Source organism: endosymbiont of Ridgeia piscesae, from assembly GCF_001443665.1.
GTDB lineage: Bacteria > Pseudomonadota > Gammaproteobacteria > Chromatiales > Chromatiaceae > Endoriftia > Endoriftia persephonae.
On the sequence record NZ_KQ557124.1, the window covers coordinates 24,609 to 50,307 of the forward strand.

A 25,699-nucleotide genomic window follows, 5' to 3' on the forward strand; every position below is an offset into this window, starting at 1 on the left:
TCCCGCATCTTGGATTGGGCCACATTATTGTAGTTTTAGAGTGAGGTTCGGATGACCAGCAAAAGGGTTTGTATTCTCGGTGGAAGCGGATTTGTAGGGCAACATCTGGTTGCCCGACTCGGCAACAAAGGCATCAGCAGTCGGGTCATCACCCGCCATCCGCAGCGCCACCGCCAACTAAAAGTGATCCCAGGCACCGAACTGGTCAAAAGCAACATTTTCGATAGGGCCGCACTCAGCCATCAATTCCAGGGCTGCGACGCCGTCATCAACCTGATCGGCATTCTCAACGAGACTACCGGCCAGGGTTTCCACCGCCTACACGTGGAGCTGGTGGATGTAGTGGTCGAGGCCTGTCGCAGCGCGGGCATCAAACGCCTGTTGCACATGAGCGCGCTGAACGCCAGCGAGGCCAATGGTTCCAGCCACTACCTACGCTCCAAAGGTGAGGGCGAAAGCTGGGCGCACACCCGCGGCGGCGGCTTCGCCGCAGTCACCAGCTTCCGACCCTCGGTGATCTTCGGCCCCGGCGACAGCTTCTTCAACCGTTTCGCCGGCCTGCTGGAACGTGCCCCGCTGCTGTTTCCGCTGGCCTGCGCAGAGAGCCGCTTCGCCCCAGTCTATGTGGGTGATGTGGTAGAGGCATTCAGCCAAGCGCTGGACGACAGCCGCACCTTCGGCAACCACTATGACCTGTGCGGCCCGCGCAGTTTCAGCCTGGGGGAACTGGTGAGCTACACCGCCCAGACCATCGGCAAACGGCGCATCCTGATGGAGCTGGGCGACAGCGCAGCCCGCCTGCAAGCCCGGGTAATGGAAAAACTGCCCGGCAAGCCCTTTACCATGGACAACTACCTGTCGCTACAGAGCGACAGTGTCTGCGACGAAAACGGTCTCGAACAGCTTGGCATCGAGCCCACCGATATCGAAGCCGTGGTGCCACTCTACCTCGCCCATCAACGCCAACGGGACCGCCTCTACCAATTTCGCCAGCCCCGGGGATGAGCACCGCAGATCGGGCCCTGGAGATCCTCCGCGAGACCTTCGGCTACCAGCAGTTCCGCGGCCAGCAGGCCGAGATCATCCAGCAGTTGAGCGAAGGCGGCGACGCGCTGGTGATTATGCCCACCGGCGGCGGCAAATCCCTCTGCTACCAGATCCCCTCACTGCTCCGCGACGGCGTCGGCATCATCGTCTCACCGCTGATTGCGCTGATGCAGGATCAGGTAGCGGCGCTCAACGAGCTCGGCATCCAGGCTGCCTTCCTCAACTCGACCCTGGAGCCACAGGCCGCCGCCCAGATCGAGACCGAGCTGCGCTCAGGCACTCTCGACCTGCTCTACCTGGCGCCAGAGCGCTTGCTGCAGCCCCACACCCTGAAGCTGCTCGCACAGAGTCCGATCGCCCTGTTCGCCATCGACGAGGCCCACTGCGTCTCCCAGTGGGGTCATGACTTCCGCCCCGAATATATCCAGCTCTCGCTACTGCAGGAGCGTTTCCCACAGATCCCGCGCATCGCCCTCACCGCCACTGCCGACGAAACCACCCGCCGAGAGATCGCCACACGACTCGGCCTCGAGCAGGCGCCACAGTTTGTCAGCGGCTTCGACCGTCCCAATATCCGCTACCATATCGGCCAACATGAGCGTCAACGCGACGCCCTCTGGCAGTTTCTGCAGCGTGAACACCCCAGCGATGCAGGCATCGTCTACTGCTTGTCACGCAAGAAGGTCGAATCGGTCAGCGAATGGCTCAGTAACAAGGGGCGCAGCGCCTTGCCCTATCACGCCGGACTGCCGCACCAGCTGCGAGAACAGCATCAGGCGCGCTTTCTCAAGGAAGAAGGGGTGATCATCGTCGCCACCATCGCCTTCGGCATGGGCATCGACAAGCCCGACGTGCGCTTCGTCGCCCACCTCGACCTGCCCAAGAGCATCGAGGCCTACTATCAGGAGACAGGTCGCGCCGGTCGCGATGGTGAGCCCGCCAACGCCTGGATGAGCTACGGCCTGCAGAACGTCATCACCCTACGGCAGATGATCGAACAGTCCGACGCCCCGGAGGTTCAACAGACAGTGGAGCGGCGCAAGCTCGATGCGATGCTCGGCCTGTGCGAGATTACCAGTTGCCGCCGTCAGGCACTGATCGCCTACTTCGACGACCAGCTGGATGCCGCCTGCGGCAACTGTGACAACTGCCTACTACCGCCCGAGACTTGGGACGCCAGCGAGGCGGCGCAGAAGGCCCTCTCCGCCGTCTACCGCACCGGCCAGCGTTTCGGCGTCAACTACCTGATCGACGTGCTGCATGGCGCCGACAGCGAGCGCATCCGCAACTTCGGTCACCAGCAGCTCTCAGTCTACGGCATCGGCAAGGAGTTCAGCGGTCCAGAATGGCGTTCAATTTTCAGACAGCTAGTGGTACGTGGCCTGCTGGCGGTCGACATCCAAGGTTACGGCGGCCTGCGCCTCACCGAGCAGGCCCGACCAGTGCTGCGCGGTGAGACCCGGCTCGATCTGCGCCGCGAACGAAAGCCCGAGAAGATCAAAAAGAAAAAGGTGCAGCGGCGCTTCAGCGACCCAGCCGACCTAGAGCTGTGGGAGGATCTACGCACCCTGCGCAAGGAGCTGGCCGAGGAGCAGGGGGTACCGCCCTACGTGATCTTCCACGACGCCACCCTGGCAGAGATGGTGATCTGGCGCCCGGAGACCCCCGCCGCGCTGCTCAACATCGACGGCATCGGCCAAGCCAAACTGGAACACTATGGGGAGGAGTTTCTCGAGCTGATCCGCCAGGCCGAACCGGCGGCTCCCGAGACCCATCATTGAACATCAGATGATCGGCCGAAGGGGTCGGAGTCAAACCGCCCCGATCACATTGCTATTCTCACCGCTCTCTATGCGCTTTGACTCCGACCCCTGGGGTTACAAGAAGCCCATCCGTCGCTTTGGCATGGACCGTTCCAGGTAGGCCTGCAGCTCATCGTACTGGCCGCTGCTATTGGCGTATTCGACGTAGCTTTTGGCGGTTTCCAGCCACTCACGGGTAGAGGGTTTGACCTGCTTCAGAGCAATCTGCAAGTCGTTCATGGTCAGCAGCCGCTCTTCACCTGTCTCCATGATCTCTTCCAGCACCCGTTCGATGGCCCGGTCGATCAGACCAGCGATGTCAGCGCCGGAAAAGTGCGGAGTGGCCTGCGCCAGCTCATCCACATCTATCGTCTCGGCCGGCAGTCCCTCTAATTTGATGCGGAAGATCGCCGCCCGGGCCCTGGTGTCGGGTGGTGGAACGAAGATCACCTGGTCGAAACGCCCCGGGCGCTTGAAGGCGTTGTCCACATCCCAGACCGCGTTGGTGGCCGCCAGCACCAGGACATTGTCGTTGTCCGAGGCCAATCCATCGAGTTCGGAGAGAAACTTGTTGACCGTGGTGCTGATAGTGCTGTGGCGCGACAGGGTGCGGTTGCGCCCCAGCGCGTCGATCTCATCGAAGAAGATCACCGCCGGACGGCTAGCCCGGGCGGCCTGAAACAGGGCGGCGATATTCTTTTCGCTGTTGCCCATCCACATATCGAGGATATCGTCGATCTCGACATTGAAGAACTGAGCGCCGCACTCCCGGGCGATAGCGCGGGCAAAGAAGGTCTTGCCGCAACCCGGCGGGCCATAGAGCATGATGCCGCCGCCAGCGCGCTTGCCAAACTTGCGGAACAGCTCGGGATTCTTGAACGGCTGGATGATCTTCATCCGCGCCTCACGCTTCAGCTCATCCATGCCGCCGATATCATCAAAGCCGACCGGGTTCGACGCCGGGGCAATCGGGGTGAACAGTAGTGCCTCATCCCCCTCCTGATTGACTGGAATTCGTTCTTTTTCACTCATCAGCATCACCTAACCAAAGGGGTCGGAGTGAAGCCGCCCCAACCACATCACTATTCCCACCGCACTCTATGCGGTTTGACTCCGACCCCTGGCGTAATACTAGGGTGACATCATTTGAAATAACTCAAATACCATTTGTTGAGGACAACAGACTGCAACGCCACGACCAGTGCCCCGCCCCCCAGCGCAACCGCAGGATGCTTGCCAGCTAACGACAGGATGACACCTCCCAGCAGTAGATGGATGAGAAAGGGAAACAAAAAACTCCACAGATGCCTCATGCGATGATAGATCAGTATGATTAGCGGCCCAAACAGGGCATTACGAAACTCCACGGGTAACCCGCCCCGTTCTGCGATACCCGCAATGAGTGCGCCGATCACGATAAGCAGTGTCCAGCCGTTGGCGTGGTCGCGCCAAAACTCGTCCGCCTTGTGCCACAGCGATCCCTGCTGGTAGTGGAAATGGATTCGGCGCGCCAGTCTGGCGAAAAATTTGCCGATGATCTGCAACGAGCGACCCGCCGCCAGCAGATAGCCAGTCACCAGAGAGAGAATGACCAGGGCAACCCCATCCTTGCTCCCCCCGTAAGAGAGAAACAGGCCGGCGACCAGCGGGGCGATGAGCAGGGCGAGCAACAGCGTCGATCTACGCCGGCGCGCCGTCAGGGTTCGGTGCGCTTTCTGCACATACGGGTCGGTGGGATGCTGGCGCAATACCCGCTCCAGCAACATCTGCTTGCGGGGAAGCGCGGATGTACGGTCGGCGCTGATCAGCAGCAGGTTGCGGTTTTCGGGGTCGATCGCCAGCGCCTCGTCCAGATGCCGCCGTGATTCACTACCACGATTCTGGAAATAGCGTACCTCCGCCAGACAGCCGATATAGTCGGCATCATCCGGTTCCAGGGCCAGTGCCGCCTGGATGCTCTTTTCCGCCGAATGGAACGCCCTCCGATGCAGATGGGCGATGGCCTTTAGATAGTGGGCGAAGGCGTGATCGGGTGCCTTACCCAGGGCGATATCGAGCTGCTCCAGCGCCTTCAGCGGCAGGGAGCTGCCAATATAGGCGCTGGCGAGCGCGGCACGGATCCTGGCACTGTCATATCCCTTGCCGATGGCTTGCTCGCCGTAGTGGATCGCCTGACGATTGTCATCTTTTTGCAGCAGCGCCTGCATCACCAGCAGATAGGCGTATTCCTGACCGGCAGAGCCCCCGGTAGCGAGCAGGGGCAACAACAGCTCCAGCGCTGCATCCAGGCGATCGGCCTCAATGAGCAGCTCCGCCCGCTTCATTGCTCGATCATCACTCATCGCCGCAATGTAGAGTTGAGCTGATCAATTGTCAAAATCGGGTAGTATCCTCGGTTTGAGGTCAAGGGGGCGGAGATCAGGGGCACCATGGACTCGGCCATACGCCGACCTCAAATTGATGATTCGCTGTATCTAGGCCGGCTTTCGATATGGGGAACCTACCGTTCCAGGCCGAGAACAGTCATTACCAAACAGCATCAACTCTTGATCCCTACCCCACGCCACAACAACTCCAGCGAGAAGGCGGTCAGCACCACAATAAACAGCAGGATGATCGCCAACGCCGTGCCGATCTGGATATCTGAGGCACCCAGCAGGCCGTAGCGAAAGGCGTTGACCATGTAGAGCACCGGATTGGCCAGCGAAAGATCACGCCAGAACTCAGGCAGCAGCGCCACCGAGTAGAAGACCCCACCGAGATAGGTGAGCGGGGTCAGCACAAAGGTCGGCACGATCGAGATATCGTCGAAGCTGTTGGCGAACACCGCGTTGATAAAGCCCGCCAGGGCAAACAGCAGCGCGGTCAACAGAACCACCAGCAGGGTCAACCCATAGCTGTGGATCTGCAGATCGCTGAAGAACAGCGACACTAGGGTCACCACCACCCCCACCACCAGCCCCCGCGCCACCCCGCCACTGACATAACCCGCCAGCACCACCCAGTGGGGCACAGGCGCGATCATCAGCTCATCGACGTAACGTTGATACTTTGCGCTGTAGAAGGAGGAGACCACATTCGAGTAGGAGTTCTGGATCACCGTCATCAGGATCAGCCCCGGCACGATGAAGTCGATATAGCGGAAGCCATCCATCTCGCCAATGCGCGCGCCGATCAGGGTGCCGAAGATGACGAAGTAGAGGCTGGTAGTGATCGCCGGCGGCAGCACTGTCTGCACCCAGATGCGACTGAAACGCAGCACCTCCTTGACCAGGATGGTCCAGTAGGCGGTGCGATAGCGTTGCCAACGATTCATGAGCCTACCCCGTTTGCCCGGTCCTGATTCACCATATCGATAAAGAGTTGTTCCAACCGGTTCTGCTTGTTACGCATGCTGCTCACCTCGATGCCGTGGCGCGACAGCGCCTCGAACAGGCCGTTGATGGTCTGCTCGCGGCTCACCTCCACCTCCAGGGTGCACTCGTCCAAGTGACGCAACACAAAGCCGCCCAGCTCCGGCAGCTGCGCCAGCTTGTCACGCAGATTGAGCACAAAGGTCTCGGTGCGCAGCTCGCGCAGCAACTGGTCGACGCTGGAGCGCTCGACGATGCGACCCTGGTTGATGATGGCGACATTGCGACAAAGCTGCTCCGCCTCCTCCAGATAGTGGGTGGTGAGGATGATGGTGGTGCCCTGACTGTTGATCTCCTGCAGGAACGCCCACATCGAACGGCGGATCTCGATATCGACCCCGGCGGTGGGCTCGTCCAGGATCAGCAACCGGGGCTGGTGGATCAGGGCACGGGCAATCATCAGGCGGCGCTTCATGCCACCGGAGAGCTCGCGCGCCTGGCTGGTTCGTTTCTCCCACAGATCGAGCTGTTTCAGATAGCGCTCGGCACGACGGAACGCCTCGCGCCGAGGCACCCCGTAGTAACCCGCCTGATTGACCAGGATCTCCACCGCCGGCTCCCAGACATTGAAGTTGAACTCCTGAGGCACCAGGCCGATACACTGCTTGGCCGCCTCCGGATCCCTATCAAGATCGTGGCCGAACACTGCCACCCGCCCGCTGCTCTTGTTCACCAGCGAGGCGATGATACCGATGGCGGTGGACTTACCCGCCCCATTAGGGCCAAGCAGGGCGAAAAAGTCCCCCCGCTCCACCTCCAGATCGACCCCCTTGAGGGCCTCGAAGCCGTTGCGATAAGTCTTATGGAGTTGCTGGATAGAGAGTGCGGTCATGGATCGTGGGTGTAGGGCGCGGTTACAACAAAGCGCCATTCTAGCGCCAAAACAGCCGAGAAAAACTGGTGATCTGAGATGATTTACCTCGCCGCATCCCACTCATCCCAATCCAACGCGGCAGAGGCCAACTTGACTTGACCGACCGGTCCACTAGAATCAATCGCCATGAACGCCGGTCGCGACACCCGCCGACTGATCCTGGAGAGCGCCCGGGATTTGATCTACTCCCGCAGCTACTCCGAGGTGGGAGTGGCGACGATCTGCGAGCGCGCTGGGATCAAAAAGGGCAGCTTCTACCACTTCTTCCCCTCCAAACGCGACCTGACCCTGGCGGTGATCGACGAGTTCTTCGTTGAACTCAAACAGCAGATCTTCGAGCAGGCCTTTGCCACCGATCTGCCACCACCACAGCGCCTGCTGCGGCTGGTGGAGCTTGGTTATCTGTTCCAGAAAGAGATCGCCCAGACTCTCGGCCAGACCCTAGGCTGCCCGTTCGGCAACCTGGCCGCAGAGATGAGCACCCAGGATGAGCCTATCCGGCAGAAGGTCGAGCGGGTCTTCGAGATGATGGAGGGGCGTCTGGCAGAGACCCTGCAGGCGGCCGAGGCACACGGGGATCTCAAAGATGTCGATATACCCGCCACCGCCCAGGCGATGCTCGCCTACATCGAGGGCATCATGCTGATGGCGAAGACCCGCAACGATCCCGAAGTGATCCGCCAGCTCGGCCCGGCAATAGCCGAGATCCGTATCCGCAAAACGGTTTAACCCCCCATAACAGAGGAGAGACGACCCAGCACCGCTTTGGCCCGATACTTGACCGACCGGTCTACTATGAGCAAGGAGATTGACCCTATCGCAAGCTAGCCAAAGCCTCGAAGTCCAAAATCAATCAGGAGCAACACAATGAACAACTTGCCCTCCCTACCCTTGGATGAGAATGGCGACCTCAACACCTGGTTCGACCAGCGTTTTGAGGAGAAGATGGCGCAGCGTGAGGCGGCCCACACTCCGTCGATGACCATCATCGCCACCAAGGGCACCCTCGACATGGCCTACCCACCCTTCATCCTCGCCTCCAGCGCCGCCGCCCTCGGCTGGGATGTCGCGATCTTCTTCACCTTCTACGGCCTGTCGCTGTTGAAACGCGACCTCGATCTGCAGGTTACCCCGCTCGGCAATCCGGCGATGCCGATGATCCTGCCCGAGGGCTCGGGCTGGCTCTCTGGCAGGCAGATCCAGCTGCCTACCAGCGTGATGGCCAACCTGCCCGGCTTTCAGCGGATGGCGAGCCAGATGATGAAAAAGGGGATGGCACAGAAGGGGGTCGCCTCCATCGAAGAGCTGCGCGAACTCAGTATCGAGGCGGAGGTGAAGATGATCGCCTGCCAGATGACTGTCGAACTGTTCGACTGGCAGCGCACCGACTTTATCGACGAGATCGACGACTGGGTGGGGGCCGCCAGCTTCCTGCCCATTGCACAGAAGGCTGACGTCAATCTGTTTGTTTAATCCCCTTTAAATCCACGCAAGGCGTCCAACACCATGTCACTCATCATCACCCCCCGACCAGGACGATGGCATCGTCGCCGAGGTCTATAACGAGATCCAGCAGATGCACGACGTCAGCCAGGAGCAGATCGAGACGATGAAGCAAGGCCCGGCCCAAGCATCTCTGGATGCAAAGGAGCCGGCGCTGCTGCAGTGTGTACTAAAGGCAGTCGGCGACTCCAATTCGATCGCCGCAGAGGAATCGAACAGCTGAAGACGACCGGCTGCAGCGAGTGGGAGATCTTCGATGCGCTCGCCCACGGCTCACGCCAGGTGAGCCAGCGACATCATGTTGAATGCATTCTGGGTGGAGGCGGATCTGCATTAGCTCTCTCCGCCTGCGGCACGAACCAGTCCACCCGGGAGCTTCGCGCCGCGAGCGGCACTCCTACCGCAGACGCTGGCCGACCTCCTGCCACAACACCTCATAGGCCTTGGCAGCGGGGGATCGGTGGGCAAACTCGGCCACCGGCATGCGGTAGATGCCCATGCGCTCCACATCCGAGGCGTAGGGGATGACGCTCTTCAGCAGCTCGCCATGGGCGTCGGGCAGGCTCTGCATCACATCCAGGTGCATGCGTTTGCGTCGGTCGACCATGGAGAAGAAGGGCATCAGTTCAAACCCGGCGATGCGGTGCCCCTCGAGGAAGTCGAGCAGCTGTTTGAAGGTGCGCAGGGAGAGTGTGGTGGGGATCAGCGGCAGCAGCAGGCCATCGGCAGCACGGAAGATGTTCTCCGACACCAGCGAGATACTCGGCGGGCAGTCGAGAAAGATGTAGTCATACTCCTCCGAGAGCGGTCTCAGCAACCGCAACAACTGCTTGGTTGGCTTCTTCGCCTCCTCCAGCTTGAGGTCCATGTTGCGGTAGGAGAAGTCTGCCGGCAGCAAGTCGAGATTTTCAAAATCAGTCCCCTTGACCACCCGGTCCAGCTCGACCCGCCCATTCAGCAGCCCCTTGCCGCCACCCTTAACCTTCGGTTTGATACGAAAGTAGAAGGTAGCGGCAGCCTGGGGATCGAGGTCCCAAATCAGAGTACGGTAGCCTGCCCGGGCGCAGAGATAGGCGAGATTGACCGCGGTGGCAGTCTTACCGACGCCGCCCTTGATGTTGTATACACCGATAATCTTCATCCCATCACCCCTTCAACAACTGCGCAAAGGCGCTCTGGTTAGCCTGGCTGGAGAAGTCGGCAAACAGCGCGGCAAACTGCTCCCGCTGCGACTGCTGGCGCTGTAGGAGATCCCCCACCAGGATCCCCATCGCCATCAGGGTGGCGGCGGAGGCCCCCTCCTTCAGCATCTGCTGCCCCATCTGCTCCAGACTCTCTGCCTGCACCTGCAGATCCTGGAAATCCCCCAGGTTGTCGAGCAGTATCTTCAGCGCCTTGATCAGATGTTTGATCTCTGCATTTGGGTAGAGGCTGCGGAAAAACTCCATCAGATAGCGCAGCTTCTTGCACTGCTTGCGCAGATCGTGCAGCGCTTCCGGCTCAGATTGCTCGGTGATCGCAAGGCCATCTTTGAGCACCCGACGATAGATCTTGCGGATGCGCTGATTCGCCACTTCAGGAATCGGCTGGCTTGCCATTGGCCCCTGCAACGACGCCGCCAGGGGCATCTCCAACCAGGCCCGCCAATCTTTCAGTAGCGTGCGGAAGTGTGGCGAGTTGAGCTTACGCACCATCGCCTTTTGCGCCTGCTTCTGGCGTTCGAGCAAGTAGCTGTGAAAGGGGTCAAGATCGTTACGCAGCAGCGCTGGCAGGCTCTGCCGGTAGCCGGAAAACTTCAGCAGATAGACATCCAGGTCGCGGGTCTCACCGGTGATCTGACCAACCCAGGCGAAACCATTTTTGAACGGCTCCAGCACCTCTGGATCGAACACCCCCTTGATCTGGCTCAGCGCGGAGCGGGTGCGCCGCACCGCCACCCGCAGGTCGTGCAGAAACTCTGAGTCAATATCGGCGCGGGTGCCATCGACGTTGGCTTCGATAGTGTCGAGCAGACCCAGCAGAATCTGTCGGGTGGCGCTGTCGGCCTCCTGGGCTGGATCCAGCTGGTAGTTGAGCTTCGAGGAGTAGTCCATTGGCCGACGGCCAATGCCCTCAAGGGCAGGCAAAAAGCGGCTCAACGGTGAAGTCTCTAGCCCCAGCTCGGAAAGCAGATTCTCTACCCGGCTCAGATATTTGTCGTAGCCCCTGACCGGCGAGAGCATCACGCTGTGCCCCAGATCACCCTCCTGTCTGGGTTGGACGGAGCGAAACCGCTCACTGACCAAAGCAAGACGCAACACCGTCTTCTCTTCGCGGTTAAGTAACCGCAAGTGTTGCATCTCACGCTCCACCTTGACGATCGGTAACAATGCCCGCATCGCCAGGGCACGCCGGAGTGGCTCGAACGCCTCGTCCGCAGGCAAGTCTGCGGCGAATACCGGGGCGCCGGCGACCTCCACACCACCGCTAATATCGTCGTTGTTGCGATCAAAGCACCAGAGGCGTTTGCATGCACCATCGTCCTGCAACAACAGCTCGCTATCCACCTGCCAGATGCGCCAGTCGAAACTCTCCAGATACTCCAGGCTCTGTTGGCACCTGCCCGCATCGAAAAAGCGAAACGACCGCTCCAGCTCTCTCCTTAGCATCTCCAGGTCCATCTCTTGGGGAAGTGCATACTGGATAGGATGGCCGACCATCAACCTGCTCCTGAAATTGGCATCGGGCCAGGTTACAGAGCTGCTGACCACGAGGCAACAGATAGGGGAGAGGTCGAGAGTTTCATAGGGCCAGGTAGAGCAGATTATGCTCGAAAGTGGCGGCGAATCCTGCTCGGCGGAGGCGCTGGCCAAACGGATTATGCGGCTGAAAAACGGGATCGACCGTATCTGCCTGGCAAAAATGCTTCAACCGTCGCAACATCATCGGGAGGGCCGTCAAATCAACTGACGACCCTCCAATGCCCGGCCTATGCTGGCGGGGATTAAACGTTGCTGTGCAGTTCCGCTGCCTGCAAGGTGTTCTCCAGCAGGGTGGCGATGGTCATCGGGCCGACACCGCCGGGAACTGGCGTGATCCAGGCAGCTTTAGCCTTACAGGCCTCAAAGTCCACGTCGCCGCAGAGTTTGCCACTCTCCAGCCGGTTGATGCCGACATCGATCACGATGGCGCCCGGCTTGATCCAATCCCCCTGAACAAAGTTGGCGCGACCAACGCCGGCGACCACAATATCGGCGTTGCGGCACTTTCCTTCCAGATCTTTCGTCTTGCTGTGGCAGACGGTGATGGTGCAGCGTGCTGCCAGCAGCTCTAGCGCCATCGGCCGGCCAACGATGTTGGACTGGCCGATAATCACCGCGTCCTTGCCCACCAGATCGACACCGGTGCGCGCCAACATGGTCATCACCCCCTTTGGGGTGCAGGGGCGCAGGATCGGCATGCGCAGACTCAGACGGCCGACATTGTAGGGATGGAAACCATCCACGTCCTTGGTCGGCAGGATGCGTTCGATGACCGCTTCTTCATCGATCTGCTCGGGCAGCGGCAGCTGTACCAGAATGCCATCGATGGCCTCTTTTGCGTTGAGGCTGTCGATCAGGTTGAGCAGCTCTCCCTGGCTGGCGTCACCAGCGAGCTCGTGTAGTTCAGAGTAGAAGCCCACCTCTTCGCAGGAGCGGCGTTTGCTGCGCACGTAGACCTGGGAGGCGGGGTTTTCCCCCACCAGTACGACCGCGAGGCCTGGGCGTCGCAATCCCTGAGCAAGACGGGTCCCAACATTGCTCTTGATCTCCTGTTTGATCTCGCTCGAGATGACCTTGCCGTCGAGGATCTGTGCACTCATTGATTCTGTATCCACAACTAAGGGTTGAAGGGAGCGGCAATGATAGCGTGATGATCGAAGGCTGTCAGCGTCAGTAAAAACAGATTGGGAAGAGAAAAAGCCGCCCGATGGCTGCTTGCATGGCTGGGGAGATCGATTGCGATCTCCCCTCAGGCCCGGCTATTTGGAAGCCAGGGAATCGCTCTGTGGCGTTTCGGGCAGTGCCGGCGGTGAATAGAACGGATAGGAAGGATAACCGTAGTAGGGATGGCCATAATAGTAGGGCGAATAGCCGTAGTACCAGGGATCATAATAGCCGTGGCCCCATCCGTTTCCGTGAAAACCAAAGGAGAAACTGAAGCCTCCCCAACCATCACCATCCCACCAACTGCCGGGGCCCCAACCCCACCATGCCTCAGCTGAGGTTACCGGCACCGCGGTCAACGCGGCCACTGCGGCAGCGGTCAAGAGTCTGCGTGTCGCTTTCATACTGCACCTCCTGCGACGGTCTGCGGCATTTATCTTTCACCTTCAATGTAGGCCGAAACACCTGTGCCAATATTGCCACAGGTCAATCATATTAGTGATTTCTTATAAACTTTTTTCAGCACCTCCCTGCGCCAATAAAGTGAGATTATCCCGCTGGCCACCAGCTCTGAGCAGATGGAAGACAAAACAAAACAGGCCGGAACCGCTAGCGGCCCGGCCTGTTCAGACAGTGTCTTTTAAACTCCCGTCCGTTGTTATCAAACAGCCTCAGCAGGCGCCAGCGGATCGGCACCCAAGGTGCCCACCAGACTGTTGAGGTAATCCTCTTCCTGCACTGCCAGCAATCGCTCTCGGGCGACCTCGAGCCGCTGCTCGATAGCCAGCCGCTCCGCTTCGTCGGCATAGCCGGGCTTATCGAGGAACTCCTCCAGGTAGCTCACATTACGTTGCCACAATACGCTCTCGCGGGCCTGCTTCTCCTTCAGACGGCCTCGATACCAGTCGGACGCCAGCAGGTAGTCGCGACTGAACATCTGGCGGATCGCCGGATCATGGGCGCTTTTCCCCTGGTATTCACCTGTCGCCATGATGTAGAGCAGCGCCTTCAACGGCGGGCAGGCCTCTTCAATGCTGCCATCATCCAGATACTGCCGGGCAACCCGTTGCTGCGCCTCGACGATGTTGTTGACACCATCGACAAACACCGCCACGCCCTGGCTCTCCGGCTTCAGGATCGCCTCGGTGAAGACCGCATTGGGATTGTCAAAGATCTTGCCAAGGAAACCATGCACAAAGCGGTCGGTGATGCGGTAGCCGAGACGGCTTGCCAGCACCCGCTCGCCTTCGTAATCAAAATCCTCCAGCGGCTCGAGATAGCCCCTCTCGATCAGAAACTGCGGATCCCGCTCCTCCTCGGAGAGCCTCGCCCAGACCTCCGGGATCAGCAGGCTGATATCGTGATCCACCCGCACATCGGGGCCGATGTAGCCTGCCGAGCTGGAGAAGCCCGCATAGCCGGTGAGGATGAAAGAGACCAACGCATTGTTGAGGTCTGCGGTAGCGCGCAGCGCATTGAACGGCCCCTTGGTGAGTGCCCCTTCGCTACCTGCCCCGGTGGTGGAGGGCGACTTGCCAGTGAGGCTGCAGATGAAGTCCATGAAGAGTTCGGGCAGCTCCTGGTAGTGGATCGGATTGTAGACCGCCAGCGCGCGGATGCCCGGCTCCGGCGGATTGTTGCGTCGCCCGCAAAGCACCGCATCCACCGGATGGCAGAGTGGCTTGTCGAGCGGTAGTTTGCGATGAAAGCGGGCGCCGATCTCCGCCACATAGGACTGTAGCGGATTCGACAGATCAGGTCGGGTCTGCAGATAGCGCGGATTTTTACTCGGCTTGCCATCCACCAGACGCGGATGGGCGGAGGAGACCACATAGCCCGCGCCGTCATCACTGGCCGACTGCAGCAGTTTGCGCATCGGGTCAGTGAAGTTGCACAGTGTCAGCACATTATCGACCACCGCGGCAAGCGATTCGCCGGTAAGCGGCTCGTAGTTAGCAAGAAAGTTATCCGGCTGTGTCATGTCCAGCTCGGTCTGCTTGTCGAAGCCGGGGTGGATCGCATCGTCCGGCCGCTGGAACAGGCGATACTCGCAGTTCTTCACCAGTTTGACGCTGCGCTTGGTGTTGATCGTCTCCGGACACCCCTCCAGCGCTGCCGCGGAGACCACCACTGAGGCGCTGATGTCGTCCTCCATCTGCACCTTGTCGGCGGCGATGAAATCCTGGCGCACCTTGAACAGACGCCACTTGTCGCCCTCGTCAAAACCGACCCGCAAATAGGAGCCGATGATCTGGCGATCGAACATCTTGACCTCGTGGCCCGCGGCGCCGTCGATCTCATCCACGGTGATGTTACGGCGCCAGTTACTGCCCCATGAGTTGAGGTAGAAGCGCTTGATCATAAATACCAGCGCGAGGATGCGCGGCGGAATCAACGACAGCCACTCGTTGTATTCGTCGGTATAGCTGGGCGATGGGGTCAGCAGTTTGATCACCGAACCCAGACTGCGCTCAGGATTGAGCGGCTTGCGGCTGGGATTCCGATCTTCATGTTCGAAGCCAGGTTTGAAGCGCTGTGAGTAGTCGCGTGAAAAGATCACCTCTACCCGGTCAAGGTCCGCCTGCAGGTCGTCCACGAACAGCGGTCCGGAGATTACCGCGTCATCCAGGGACTTGGAGATCTCCGACTTGCCGCCACCGGAGACGGTGCTCGGTTTGTGGCAGAAGGTGCCTTCCGGGTCGGTGCCGATGAGACGCCAGGAGGGGGCATCCGGATGCTTCGACATCTCCACTTTGTAGCCGTTGGGCTGGATATAGATCTTGCCCGGCTGAAGTCGGATGCGCTGCGGCTTGCCGTCACAGTCCCAGGTGATGCTCTGCTCCTGCAGATCCATGCGCAGATCCTGGGGCACATAGATCACTTCGGGGAAACGTTTGTCGATGGCGTGACCTTCAGGCTGCACCTCCATGATCTCGCCAAAGCTTTCGATCACCTCTGTGAGGCTGTAGCCCGGCTCGCGGGTGTGCGAGTCAACACCATATTCGAGGCCGTGGTTGCGCCGCGGAAAGGCCAACGCGCCGCCGGCGTGCTCCTCCTCCGCCAGACCGAACAGGTTGGCGGAGTAGCCGATCTGGGTCTTGACCTCTTTTTTGCAGTAACCGTAGTAGTTGTCGGCGAGGATGGTGACGATCACGCCGCTGCGGTCCCGTGCGGTGATCTTGAACGCCTGGCCATCGTTGTAGAGTTCATCCTCCGACTCCCAGCACATGCCCTCCCGACGCTGTCGCTCGCTAGCTTCATCCCGGTGCGGCAGACCCAGCTCCCGTTTGGTGAGGCGGGTCAGATGTGGCGCGAGAATCACGCAGCCGGTGGTGCCAGTCCAGTGATCCACATCAAGGCCAGCATCGAACTCCGGCAGAAACGGGTTGCCGCCATTGCCAAAGATGCTCTCGACAAAATCGAGGTTACTGACCAGGTTGCCGGGAGCGAAGAAGCGGATCTCCATGCTCTTTTCGCCATCCTGCCCCGGAATTTCAGGACAGACCACTGGACGCATCAGCAACGAAACGAACATCTGCGCCGGCTCGGGCTGGGTCGCGGTAAAGGGAATGGTCAGCAGATCTTGGGGCGGATTGAGCGCGATCTTCAGCAGCCGCGCAAAGCTGAGGCGCGGCACCGCCTTTTTGTCGCCGGGGATCGGCAGGCCACCCTCAGCGATATGGAAGGATCCCTTGGTAGTGCGCCGGTCGCTGGCCGGATTGTGCAGCACACCCTGTTTGACCCGGTAACTGGTAACGATATCGGAACTGAATTTGTCTTCGCCCAGCGGCAGCGAAAGCTCCCGCGCCATGCCGTGGCGATCCAAAATGAAGGTCTGGCTGGGTAGTCTGGGGAGCGGCTCCTGATCAACTCCGTCGAGATAGCGGTTGAGGAAATTTTGGACGCGCTGATCCACCGGACAGAGGTAGTCGGCCAGTAGGCGATTCTTCTCCCGGTAACTCTTCAGCAGATCCTGTGCGGTGTGCATGAACTCATCGCTGAGGCCACCGGATACCGTAGGTTGTCCGGAAGAGGCCAGCTTCAGATTGATGTAGAGCTGAAGCTTCTGTTGTTCATCATCCCTGTCTTCGGCGCCTGATTTCAGACCGAGGGATCTTTCAAGGTCCATAACTGCTCCAATGATACAAATCGCGGGGAATCCTGCCTGATGGACAGCCAACATTCAAGCTGACCGAAGCGGGAAACGCGCCAACACAAGCCAACAAACACGACTTAACATGCTGATTTTTATTGAAATAAATCGAAACACCGATCCTCTTACAGGGCTAAATCAAACATCAGGAAACGCCAGGCAGTGCCAGTCGGAAATGTCCTTTGGATGGCCTGGATCAATAGCAAAGAGCAGATACCCTGACTAGAATGGCTTTTGTTGTGCTCACAATCACAGCCAGCACAGCGCTGGCTGTGCTCCCAAGTCCCCCCAACCCAGCGAGGGCCCAAGCGTGACGGAAAAGAAGACAAACAAAGGGAAGATCAAGAAGATCGACAATAAGCGCTATGAAAAAGAGCTGTTCCGCCTGCAGCTTGAGCTCGTAAAACTCCAGGAGTGGATCAAGCATCAGGGGCTCAAGGTGGTGGTGATCTTCGAGGGGCGGGATGCGGCTGGTAAGGGTGGTGTAATCAAGCGGATCAACCAGCACCTCAATCCCCGCATCTGCCGCGTGGTCGCCCTACCCGCCCCCACAGAGCGGGAGAAGACCCAGTGGTATTTCCAGCGCTACGTGCCACATCTGCCCGCCGCCGGTGAGATGGTGCTGTTCGACCGCAGCTGGTACAATCGCGCCGGGGTCGAGCGAGTCATGGGGTTCTGTACCGAAGAGGAATACAGCGAATTTCTACGCTCCTGCCCGGAATTCGAGCGCATGCTGGTGCGCTCCGGCATCATCCTGATCAAATACTGGTTTTCGGTATCGGACGAGGAGCAGGAACGGCGTTTTCAGAGCCGGCTGGAAGAACCCCACAAACGCTGGAAACTGAGCCCAATGGATCTGGAGTCTCGTACCCGCTGGGTCGAGTATTCAAGGGCCAAGGATGAGATGTTTGCCCATACCGATATCAAGCAGGCCCCTTGGTATGTGGTCCATTCAGACATCAAAAAGCACGCCCGCCTCAACTGCATCAGCCACCTGTTGAGCATCATCCCTTACGAAGACCTGACCCCAGAGCCGATCGAACTGCCGCAACGTCACGACAGCAGAGGCTATGTGCGCCCACCGATGTCGGACCAGACCTTCGTCCCGGAGACCTACCCCTGAGCACACAGGCTCCGGGCACAAAAAACGCCCGGCCGGTGGACCGGCCGGGCGTCTCTTCAGCTACAGATCACTGGGCTTTGATATAGGTCGCCAGGGCAGCCCGCTCCGCCTCACCAATCTCGGGGAAGCTCGGCATCACCATACCGCCTTCCGCGATCTTACCGGTGATCTCAGCCACTTCATGGTCAGAACCGGCAATCTTCAGCAGGAAGCCAAACTTGCCACTACCCTTTTCACCATGGCACGAGGCGCAGGCCTCGGCGAAGATCTGTTCAGGCGCACTGCCTGCTACTGGTTTGTAATCGCTGGCACCGCCACAACCGGCTAGAGCACCGGCCATCACGGCAACCAGAGAAAAACGGATTGGATTGGTCATTGTGTTACTCCAAATTGAATTTGCGCTGACTGATAAGGATCGTTCTGTTTTTATTGCCATCCCGATGCCGATCTGTCACAAATAGTCGATTAAATCTGCCTCCGGACAGCGCGAAAAGTATACCTGCATCCTGATTCCCGTTGTCTGGAAATTTCAACCGGTGAAGTGCCGCTTTTTGCGAACCAGGTACAGTTTTTCTATACCCAACCGGCATGCAGAAAGTGCGCTACGAATGACGACAAACTACGCTATCAGTATGATTATTGGTTTACGGCAACAATCAGGAGAAGCTTGAGCGATGGTCCAAAAAGGGATTCTTGTGACCGGTGGTGCTGGCTATATCGGCAGCCACACACTACGGCAGTTGGGGGAAGCAGGCGAACGCCTGGTCACTCTAGATAACCTCTCCACTGGCTGTCGCCCGGCCGTGCTCTATGGTGACTTGGTGGTTGGCGACATCGGCGACAAAAAACTGCTGATCGAGCTGCTGCGCAAATACCAGATCAACACAGTATTCCATTTTGCCGCGTTCACGGATGTGGCCCGGTCCTACGAAATCCCCCTCGACTACTACCACAACAACACCAGCAATACCCGCATCCTGCTGGAGAGTTGTGTGGAGAGCGGAGTACGCAACTTCATCTTCTCCTCCACTGCCGCCGTCTACGGTTACCAGGCCGAAAACCTAGTCGACGAGGACTCTGCCACACACCCGTTCACACCCTATGGCCAATCGAAACTGATGGCCGAACAGATGGTGCGGGATACCTCTGCCGCCTACGGCATCAAACATGTCATCCTGCGCTATTTCAACGTCGCCGGTTGCGATCCGGAACTGCGCACTGGCCACGCGGCAGAACATTCCACCCAGCTAATCAAGGTCGCCTGTCAGGCGGCTATGGGTAAAAGGATGCAAATCGAGATATTCGGGACCGACTACCCGACCTGCGATGGTACCGGCGTGCGCGACTATATACATGTGGAGGACCTGGCCAACGCTCATCTGCTAGCCCTCGACTATCTGCGAAGAGGCGGCAGTTCCACCACCCTGAACTGCGGATATGGCAGGGGATACTCGGTTCGTGAAGTGCTGCAGACCGTCGAACGACTTTCCGAAACCCCCCTGAATGTGGTTGAATCCCCGCGTCGTCCAGGGGATCTGCCCTCGATGATTGCCAGGGCCGAGCGAATCCGGCAACTATTTGGCTGGAAGCCCAGATTCGAATCGCTCGACGCAATCGTCTCGTCCAGCCTGGCGTGGGAGAAGATCATCACCCCATGCCAGCCGATGGCACTGCCCTAGCGTTTCGCCCCTGTCATAAAATGGGGGGTACAGCACCAAAAACCGAGCTAGACATCTCAATACTATGGATCTGCTACAGATTTTTATCCTGGCCGCACTGCAGGGCCTGACCGAATTCCTTCCCATCTCCAGCTCCGCCCACCTAATCCTCGCACCTCTTGTATTGGACTATGCCGATCAGGGGTTCGCCTTCGATGTGGCAGTGCATGTGGGTTCTCTGCTGGCCGTGATTAGCTACTTCCGCCATGAGGTGATCTCCATTAGCCGCGATTTTTTCAAATCCCTGTTCAATCGCTACGCCACCACCCCGGAATCGCGCCTTGGTTGGATGATCATTGTCGCCACCATTCCGGTGGGGCTGTTCGGCCTGCTGATGAAGTCGCTGATAGAAGGAGAACTGCGCTCGCCGCTGGTGATCGCCATCACCACCATCGGCTTCGGTATCGTACTGCTGGTCTTCGACAAGATAGGCAAACATAGCCGAGATGAGTACTCCATCACCTGGCGAGATGCACTGATTATCGGCCTGTTCCAGGCGGTGGCGATCATCCCCGGCACCTCTCGCTCCGGCTCCACCATGAGTGCTGGTCTGATGCTCGGACTGACCCGCGAGGCCGCCTCCCGCTTCTCTTTTCTGCTCGCCATCCCCACCATCCTGATGTCGGGTGGGCTGGTCACCCTGGAACTGATCAGCAGTGATGCCTCCGCTGACTGGAACTCCTTATTGCTTGGCACCGCGCTCTCATTCATCACCGCCTATCTCTGCATCCACTATTTCCTGCGCTTCATCGAGCGTATCGGCATGACGCCGTTTGTTATCTATCGGCTGATCTTGGGCGTTGCCATCCTGATCTTCTTCCTCCTCTGACGGGGCAAAAAGATGGGGGTGTCATCGGGCATGATGGACGCCCCCTTCAGCCTCCCTGCACCTTGCTTTCTAGATTTGCCAACAGTCCGTCAATCCCCTGCTTTTTCACCAGGCTGGCGAAGCTGCTACGATAGTTGCGGACGATGCTCACGCCTTCAATCACCACATCGTAGGCCAGCCATTTGTCGCCCCGCTGACGCAGACGGTAGATCACCGGGATCTCCACGCCCGTACGTATGATAAAGGTCTCCGCCACCGCCTTGTTCTTGCGGATCTTCTCCTTGCCGTAACGGATGGTTTCGTTGGTGTAGCTCTCCATGGCAGCAATGTAGGTGTTCTCCATCAAGCGCTTGAACAGCTCGACAAAGCGATCACGCTGAGCAGCATCCGCCTTCTTCCAATTTTTGGCCAGGATGCTGCGCGACATCACCTCAAAATCGAAATGAGGCGCGATCAGATCCCGCATCTGCTGGCGACGCTGTGCCTGATCCACCTCCGGCTGCTTGAGTAGCGCCATCACACCATCCACAACCTCACGCAATTGTTCTGTGGGAGAGGGTACAGCGACAGCCTGGCTGCTACCAAACAAAAAACAGATCAGCCCCAAAGGTAACAGCATTTTTTTAAACGACATGGTGGTTCTCCCGATCAACGCAAGCAGAGTGTCAAATGGCATTCACTTATCATTCGTGGACTGGCCCTCGAAGATATATTTACTCAGCAACTCTTCCAGACTCACTGAGGACTCGGTCTCAGTGATAATGTCGCCAGGTTCGAGATAATCTTCAGAGCCGCCGGCAGAAATCTTGATCAACTTCCCACCCAGAAGCCCGCTACTGGCAATCGAGGCAATGGCATCATCCTGGAGACGAATGGAGTTGGGCAGACTCAGCTCAACCTCGGCCTCGAAATCCTCATGGTTGAAGTGAATGTCGGTTACTTTGCCGACCACGACACCGGCCATCTCCACCTCCGCCCCGTTTCTCAATCCAGAAGCGGAGAGGAAGCGGGCGGTCAGAGTATAGTGGCTACCACTAGCATCACCGATCCCGCCAAGCTTGACCGCCAGAAATGCAAAACTGACCAGTCCCACCAGCACAAACAGGCCTACAACGGTTTCAACTTTGATCCGGTTCATGGATTCAACTCCAGTGTTTATCTCTCATGCGATGCCCTCTTAAAGCATCAGTGCGCCGACCAGATAGTCACCAAACAGGATGGCGATGGCGGAAACCACTACCGCGCTAGTCGTGACCTGGCTGACCCCCTCGGCACCAAACCGCCCGCCCCGCTCCAGGTGCATAAAAAACCCCTTAGCAGTGGCGATGACGGTGATCACCAGACCAAACAGCAGGGACTTGTAGAGCCCCATGGCCACATCATTCCACTCCACGCCGCTGTACATACTGTCGAAATAAGCCCCCTGATTGAGGCCGAAGATCTGCACCCCCACCAGCCAGCCGCCGATCAACCCCATCACATCGAAGACGCTGGTGAGCAACGGCAGCGAGATGATACCGGCGACCAGCTTCGGGGCAATAATGAACTTGTGGGGATCGATCGCCATGCACTCCAGCGCATCGATCTGTTCGCTGGTGCGCATGATGCCGATCTCGGCACACATCGCCGAGCCCGCCCGCCCCACCACCATCAGCGCCGCCATCACCGGCCCCAACTCACGCAGCAGAGCCAGCGCGACCGCGGAGCCCAACAAATCCACCGAGCCAAACCGTTCCAGGGTGTTGTGAAACTGCAACGCCAGCACCATGCCGGTAAACAGTCCAGAGATCACTATCACCAGCATCGATCGGGCGCCGATGAAGTGGAGCTGGCGGATCACAGGCTCGAGTTGGTAGGGGGCACGAAACAGACTGAGCAGCGCACTCAGCAGCATCTTCGCCATGCGTCCGGCCTGATCGAGCAGGTCCAGGGAAACTTCGCCAAGATGGTTCAGATATTTGATCATTGGGGTATCTGGATTCAGCTTCCGGTCAGGCGGCGCAGATAAGCATCCGGGTCCGGTTGTTCACGGTTCGGCCGGCGGTTGAGCAGGTTCTGGATCTGCGGATCACTGCTGTTTCGCACCTCATCCACACTGCCACTCATCAACACCTTCCCGCCACCCAGCATGGTGATCCGATCGGCAATAGAGAAGGTGCTCTCCAGCTCATGAGTCACCACTACGATGGTGGTGCCGGTGGTCTCGCGCAGGCGCAGTATCAGTTCATCCAGCTCCGCAGAAGTAACTGGATCGAGCCCTGCCGAGGGCTCATCAAAAAACATCAGGGCGGGATCCATGATCAGGGCACGAGCCAGAGCGGCGCGCTTCACCATACCGCCAGAAAGTTGTGCCGGCATCAGATTTTCCGTCCCCGGCAGATTGACCATTTCCAGCTTCATGCGGGTCATCACCGCCATGGTGCTCTCATCCAGTCTGGCATGATGGCGCAGCGGCAAGCGGATATTCTCCCCCACTGTGAGAGAGCTGAGCAGGGCGCCGCCCTGAAACGCCACTCCGATGCGTCTGCGCACCTGCCGCAGGTTCTCTGGGTGGCGGGCGTCAAACGGCTTGCCGAGCAACTTCACCGAACCGGCGCTAGCCTCCTTCAGCCCCAGCAGGGTGCGCAGCAGGGTACTCTTGCCGGAACCACTCCCCCCATGATCACCATAATCTCACCGGCATTCACCTGCAGGTCGATACCATCGAGCACCTTGTGATTGCCGTAGTGCACCTCAAGCCCTTCAACCTCCACCACCCTGCCATCACTGTCAGCCTGCATGGTCATTGGCAAACCTCCCGCACAGCTGTGGCAGCCGCATCAGGCCTACCCGGAAAAATCATCACTGGCCGCATCTGCACCATTCATTTGCCCTCAAGGTGCGCTTCAAGTGATGGATAGATAGGAAAGACATGATCGAGCCTGGCAAGCCGCAACACATTCATCGCCGCATCACTCACCCCCACCAGGGAAAAATCGAGTTCCAGGGTACGCGACAGTTGATATCCCTCCACCAGACTTGCCACACCTGAACTGTCGATGTAGGTCACGTCAGAAAGATCGACCAGCAGGTTTCGCTTGTTCTGCAGACAGTCGAGGATCGCCTTGCGTGCGTTGGGGGAACAACTGAGGTCAACCTCGCCGGTCAGGTAGAGCACCGAAAATCCCTCTCTCTCCTCAACCGCATATGCCATGCCTACCACCTTCAGGATTGAAAATACTTCACCATTTTCAGAGTGTTTCCTGTCACCACACACTCCAGGAACTCCACCTCATCCATGATCTGCCTGATGAAGTGAACCCCCAGCCCACCGGGTCGGATCTGATCCAGATCCCGTGGCCGGATGCTCTCTGTATCGACACAGGGGGCGTCATCTTGAAGTAAAAAAATCAATGCCGATTGAGAGCGCAGAACAGATAGCCGGATCTCCCCCTTTGGGGCGTTGTGGTAGGCGTGCTGGATGACGTTCATGCATGCTTCATGGACCGCCAGGACAACGTTATCCCTTTCCTGCTCTGGCAGTCCCGCAAGCTCCGCCACATCACGAATCACACTGCGCACCAGTTTCAAACAGCATGGCTCAGCCGCGATCCGCAGATCGATCAATTGTTCAGCGTTTTTCTTCACTTTCTTGACGTTCAACCAGCAGGAGAGTGATGTCATCATCAGAGCTGGCCTGACCACGACGTACCTCGGCAACGATGCGCTGCAGACGCTCCTGCGGCGATTTGTGGGCATATCTGCTGAACAGGCTAATCAGGCCCTGCTGTTCCAGGCGCTGCTGCCCTGAGATTCGCGCCTCGATCAGGCCATCGGTATAGAGGTAGAGGCTGTCGTTTCCCAGCTGAAACTCGATGCTGGGAAAATCAATCACGGCAACCACCCCCAGGGGCGGAGCAGTTGCCGGATATTCGGCCTGCTGCTGTGTGCTGCTCATCTGAATGACCGGAGGATGGCCGGCATTGGCGAGCCGTACCCTACCGGATTGCGGGTTGTAGAGGCCCGCAACCATGGTGACAAACATACCGTGGATGGATCGCTCAGCAATCTCATGATTGAGCATCGCCAGCAGTTTGGAGGGGTCGTGGATGCTCTTGCCAAGACAATGAAACAGACTGCTCGCCTTGGCCATCAGTAGTGCCGCATTCATCCCTTTGCCGGCAACATCGGCGATGCAGAATGCGATCTGGCCATTGTGCAGCTGGAAGAAATCGTAGAAGTCCCCAGACACTGCCTTGGCGGAAACATTCACCCCCGCCAGCCCCAGCGGATTGTCTGATTCGCTTGGCAGCAGGCTGCGCTGCACCTCCCGGGCCAGTTCCAACTCCCGATTGAGCTCTGCAGTGACCCGATCCCGCTCCTCGATGATCTGCTGCAGGTGCCAGTTCATCTCCTGCACACTCAGGTTCTCCTCCACCAGGCGCAGATTGGCGTTGCGCATCAGTGAGTCGAACTCGGGTTGCTCACTAATCTCGAAACCGTAGGCGCCGGCCGCCTCAGTAATGGCGCTAGCGACCTCCTCCAGCAGTCGATCCGCTTGTTCCGCAGAGAGCTCAAACTGATCGGAAAGCAGCCCACGGCAGGTCTGGATCGCATGACGTTTGTCATCCGCAGTAAACACCGACGCCATCCAGTCAACACAGCGGGCCAGCGCCGCGAGCCGAGCCGACGATACAGAAACCTGCTGGGGAGGCGTCTCATGATGAAAACCAATGGCGATCTCCAGCTCCTCCGGAAATCCCCAGGATCTGGCCAGCTGCAGCCCCACCTTGTCGTGACTCATACCAAACAGTTGCAACTCAAGATCCCGGCGCCTGTCAGGTGGCAGCCGCGCCAGATTGGGCCACTCGCTGATGCGGTTGAGCTTCAGATAGAACAACACCAGCAGACCAAAATCTTGCAGCAACCCGGCGGTAAAACAGGTATCCCCATCCAGACCAGTCAGCACCGCCAGTGACCTGCCACAGACAGCACGGCGCAGAGCCGCCTCCCAGAACTCGGTCACTGGGAAGGCGGGCAACTGATCTGGCTTGAGTGCATCCCGCATCGCAATACAGAGTGCAATATTACGCAGGGCATTCTGGCCGATGACGGTGATCGCGCGGGCTACCGAGGTGATCTCGCTAGCGAAGCCAAAATAGGCGGAGTTTGCAATTCGCAGGATCTCCACCGACAGCACAGGATCCTGCGCCACCATGCTGCTCAGCTGTTGCGCATCCCATTTCTCCCGGGTACAGGCGTGGACCACATTGAGGGTTCCTTGGGGAGGGGACGGCAACTCAGTAGGCTTCAGGGACTCCAGGGAAACAAAATCCAACGGCCTTTTCCTTGC

The 25,699-nt window shown here is 58.8% G+C and carries 25 protein-coding genes and 1 pseudogene; 9 read left to right on the forward strand and 17 right to left on the reverse strand.

Translation table 11 applies throughout. From position 1 onward, the window contains the following. Positions 1-51 precede the first annotated feature (51 nt). Positions 52-1,005, forward strand: a complete 954-nt coding sequence (locus Ga0074115_RS06505; RefSeq protein ID WP_057956540.1) for a complex I NDUFA9 subunit family protein — start codon at positions 52-54, stop codon at positions 1,003-1,005. Beyond that, on the forward strand, positions 1,002-2,828 hold the full coding sequence (gene recQ, locus Ga0074115_RS06510) for a DNA helicase RecQ (RefSeq protein WP_057956541.1): 1,827 nt from the start codon (positions 1,002-1,004) through the stop codon (positions 2,826-2,828). Before Ga0074115_RS06505 ends, recQ begins: the two co-directional genes overlap by 4 nt. A 96-nt stretch (positions 2,829-2,924) precedes the next feature. Here the strand turns inward: recQ and Ga0074115_RS06515 are convergent, their stop codons facing one another. The 4 genes from Ga0074115_RS06515 to Ga0074115_RS06530 form a co-directional block, all read right to left on the reverse strand. After that, entirely contained in the window at positions 2,925-3,881 is a 957-nt protein-coding gene (locus tag Ga0074115_RS06515) for an ATP-binding protein (protein ID WP_232432946.1), read from the reverse strand. Positions 3,882-3,991: 110 nt separating this feature from the next. Continuing rightward, the gene (locus tag Ga0074115_RS06520; RefSeq protein ID WP_157292689.1) at positions 3,992-5,191 is read right to left on the reverse strand and encodes a tetratricopeptide repeat protein; all 1,200 of its coding nucleotides are present in this window, start codon (positions 5,189-5,191) and stop codon (positions 3,992-3,994) included. A 197-nt stretch (positions 5,192-5,388) separates the two neighbouring features. Beyond that, positions 5,389-6,165: an ABC transporter permease gene (locus tag Ga0074115_RS06525; RefSeq protein ID WP_060528344.1), complete on the reverse strand. Its 777-nt coding sequence runs from the start codon at positions 6,163-6,165 to the stop codon at positions 5,389-5,391. Then, a complete protein-coding gene (locus tag Ga0074115_RS06530; protein ID WP_057956697.1) occupies positions 6,162-7,094 on the reverse strand; it encodes an ABC transporter ATP-binding protein in 933 nt (310 codons plus the stop codon). Before Ga0074115_RS06530 ends, Ga0074115_RS06525 begins: the two co-directional genes overlap by 4 nt. Positions 7,095-7,262: 168 nt before the next feature. Here Ga0074115_RS06530 and Ga0074115_RS06535 point away from each other — a divergent pair, with 168 nt between their 5' ends. The 3 genes from Ga0074115_RS06535 (at position 7,263) to Ga0074115_RS16655 (ending at position 8,862) form a co-directional block, all read left to right on the forward strand. Continuing rightward, entirely contained in the window at positions 7,263-7,865 is a 603-nt protein-coding gene (locus Ga0074115_RS06535) for a TetR/AcrR family transcriptional regulator (protein WP_057956698.1), read from the forward strand. A gap of 138 nt (positions 7,866-8,003) precedes the next feature. Further along, on the forward strand, positions 8,004-8,609 hold the full coding sequence (gene dsrE2 / locus Ga0074115_RS06540) for a sulfur carrier protein DsrE2 (protein WP_198295049.1): 606 nt from the start codon (positions 8,004-8,006) through the stop codon (positions 8,607-8,609). 103 nt (positions 8,610-8,712) lie between these two features. Beyond that, positions 8,713-8,862: a hypothetical protein gene (locus Ga0074115_RS16655; protein ID WP_232432947.1), complete on the forward strand. Its 150-nt coding sequence runs from the start codon at positions 8,713-8,715 to the stop codon at positions 8,860-8,862. Positions 8,863-9,036: 174 nt separating this feature from the next. Here the strand turns inward: Ga0074115_RS16655 and Ga0074115_RS06550 are convergent, their stop codons facing one another. Beyond that, positions 9,037-9,780: a ParA family protein gene (locus tag Ga0074115_RS06550; protein WP_005965930.1), complete on the reverse strand. Its 744-nt coding sequence runs from the start codon at positions 9,778-9,780 to the stop codon at positions 9,037-9,039. A 4-nt stretch (positions 9,781-9,784) separates the two neighbouring features. After that, positions 9,785-11,338 carry a CHAD domain-containing protein gene (locus Ga0074115_RS06555; protein ID WP_232432948.1) on the reverse strand — a complete coding sequence of 518 codons (1,554 nt, stop codon included), beginning with the start codon at positions 11,336-11,338 and terminating at the stop codon, positions 9,785-9,787. 106 nt (positions 11,339-11,444) lie between these two features. Between Ga0074115_RS06555 and Ga0074115_RS16455 the strand changes: the two genes are divergently transcribed. Next, entirely contained in the window at positions 11,445-11,588 is a 144-nt protein-coding gene (locus Ga0074115_RS16455) for a hypothetical protein (protein ID WP_198295051.1), read from the forward strand. A 34-nt stretch (positions 11,589-11,622) separates the two neighbouring features. On the opposite strand, the gene folD is transcribed toward Ga0074115_RS16455, so the two are convergent. The 3 genes from folD to Ga0074115_RS06570 all read right to left on the reverse strand — a co-directional run bounded on the left by folD (position 11,623) and on the right by Ga0074115_RS06570 (position 16,673). Continuing rightward, positions 11,623-12,480, reverse strand: coding sequence for a bifunctional methylenetetrahydrofolate dehydrogenase/methenyltetrahydrofolate cyclohydrolase FolD (gene folD, locus Ga0074115_RS06560; RefSeq protein WP_057956700.1), 858 nt, complete (start codon positions 12,478-12,480; stop codon positions 11,623-11,625). A 159-nt stretch (positions 12,481-12,639) separates the two neighbouring features. Then, positions 12,640-12,948, reverse strand: a complete 309-nt coding sequence (locus Ga0074115_RS06565; protein ID WP_057956701.1) for a hypothetical protein — start codon at positions 12,946-12,948, stop codon at positions 12,640-12,642. Between the two features lie 257 nt (positions 12,949-13,205). After that, positions 13,206-16,673 carry a PPi-type phosphoenolpyruvate carboxykinase family protein gene (locus Ga0074115_RS06570; RefSeq protein WP_057956702.1) on the reverse strand — a complete coding sequence of 1,156 codons (3,468 nt, stop codon included), beginning with the start codon at positions 16,671-16,673 and terminating at the stop codon, positions 13,206-13,208. 334 nt (positions 16,674-17,007) lie between these two features. Between Ga0074115_RS06570 and ppk2 the strand changes: the two genes are divergently transcribed. After that, positions 17,008-17,820, forward strand: coding sequence for a polyphosphate kinase 2 (gene ppk2, locus Ga0074115_RS06575; protein ID WP_039959901.1), 813 nt, complete (start codon positions 17,008-17,010; stop codon positions 17,818-17,820). Between the two features lie 67 nt (positions 17,821-17,887). On the opposite strand, the gene Ga0074115_RS06580 is transcribed toward ppk2, so the two are convergent. Then, a complete protein-coding gene (locus Ga0074115_RS06580; protein ID WP_232432949.1) occupies positions 17,888-18,196 on the reverse strand; it encodes a c-type cytochrome in 309 nt (102 codons plus the stop codon). Positions 18,197-18,494: 298 nt separating this feature from the next. On the opposite strand from Ga0074115_RS06580, the gene galE reads away from it, so the two are divergent. Continuing rightward, the gene (galE, locus tag Ga0074115_RS06585; protein WP_057956704.1) at positions 18,495-19,499 is read left to right on the forward strand and encodes a UDP-glucose 4-epimerase GalE; all 1,005 of its coding nucleotides are present in this window, start codon (positions 18,495-18,497) and stop codon (positions 19,497-19,499) included. A 64-nt stretch (positions 19,500-19,563) separates the two neighbouring features. Then, entirely contained in the window at positions 19,564-20,367 is an 804-nt protein-coding gene (locus Ga0074115_RS06590) for an undecaprenyl-diphosphate phosphatase (protein ID WP_060528345.1), read from the forward strand. A gap of 46 nt (positions 20,368-20,413) precedes the next feature. Here Ga0074115_RS06590 and Ga0074115_RS06595 read toward each other — a convergent pair whose 3' ends face one another. The 7 genes and pseudogenes from Ga0074115_RS06595 to Ga0074115_RS06625 all read right to left on the reverse strand — a co-directional run bounded on the left by Ga0074115_RS06595 (position 20,414) and on the right by Ga0074115_RS06625 (position 25,684). Beyond that, positions 20,414-21,001 (reverse strand): MlaC/ttg2D family ABC transporter substrate-binding protein, encoded by a 588-nt coding sequence (locus Ga0074115_RS06595; protein WP_232432950.1) that lies wholly within the window; start codon positions 20,999-21,001, stop codon positions 20,414-20,416. Positions 21,002-21,043: 42 nt separating this feature from the next. Beyond that, positions 21,044-21,505 (reverse strand): outer membrane lipid asymmetry maintenance protein MlaD, encoded by a 462-nt coding sequence (gene mlaD / locus Ga0074115_RS06600; RefSeq protein ID WP_005960997.1) that lies wholly within the window; start codon positions 21,503-21,505, stop codon positions 21,044-21,046. A 39-nt stretch (positions 21,506-21,544) separates the two neighbouring features. After that, positions 21,545-22,333 (reverse strand): MlaE family lipid ABC transporter permease subunit, encoded by a 789-nt coding sequence (locus Ga0074115_RS06605; RefSeq protein ID WP_005960996.1) that lies wholly within the window; start codon positions 22,331-22,333, stop codon positions 21,545-21,547. A 14-nt stretch (positions 22,334-22,347) separates the two neighbouring features. After that, a pseudogene (locus tag Ga0074115_RS06610) lies at positions 22,348-23,153 on the reverse strand (ABC transporter ATP-binding protein). A gap of 77 nt (positions 23,154-23,230) precedes the next feature. Further along, complete coding sequence (locus Ga0074115_RS06615) at positions 23,231-23,560, reverse strand: STAS domain-containing protein (protein ID WP_057955266.1); 330 nt, start codon at positions 23,558-23,560, stop codon at positions 23,231-23,233. Positions 23,561-23,571: 11 nt separating this feature from the next. Beyond that, a complete protein-coding gene (locus tag Ga0074115_RS06620) occupies positions 23,572-23,994 on the reverse strand; it encodes an ATP-binding protein (protein ID WP_232432951.1) in 423 nt (140 codons plus the stop codon). Then, complete coding sequence (locus tag Ga0074115_RS06625; protein WP_057955264.1) at positions 23,978-25,684, reverse strand: HDOD domain-containing protein; 1,707 nt, start codon at positions 25,682-25,684, stop codon at positions 23,978-23,980. Before Ga0074115_RS06625 ends, Ga0074115_RS06620 begins: the two co-directional genes overlap by 17 nt. Positions 25,685-25,699 lie beyond the last annotated feature (15 nt).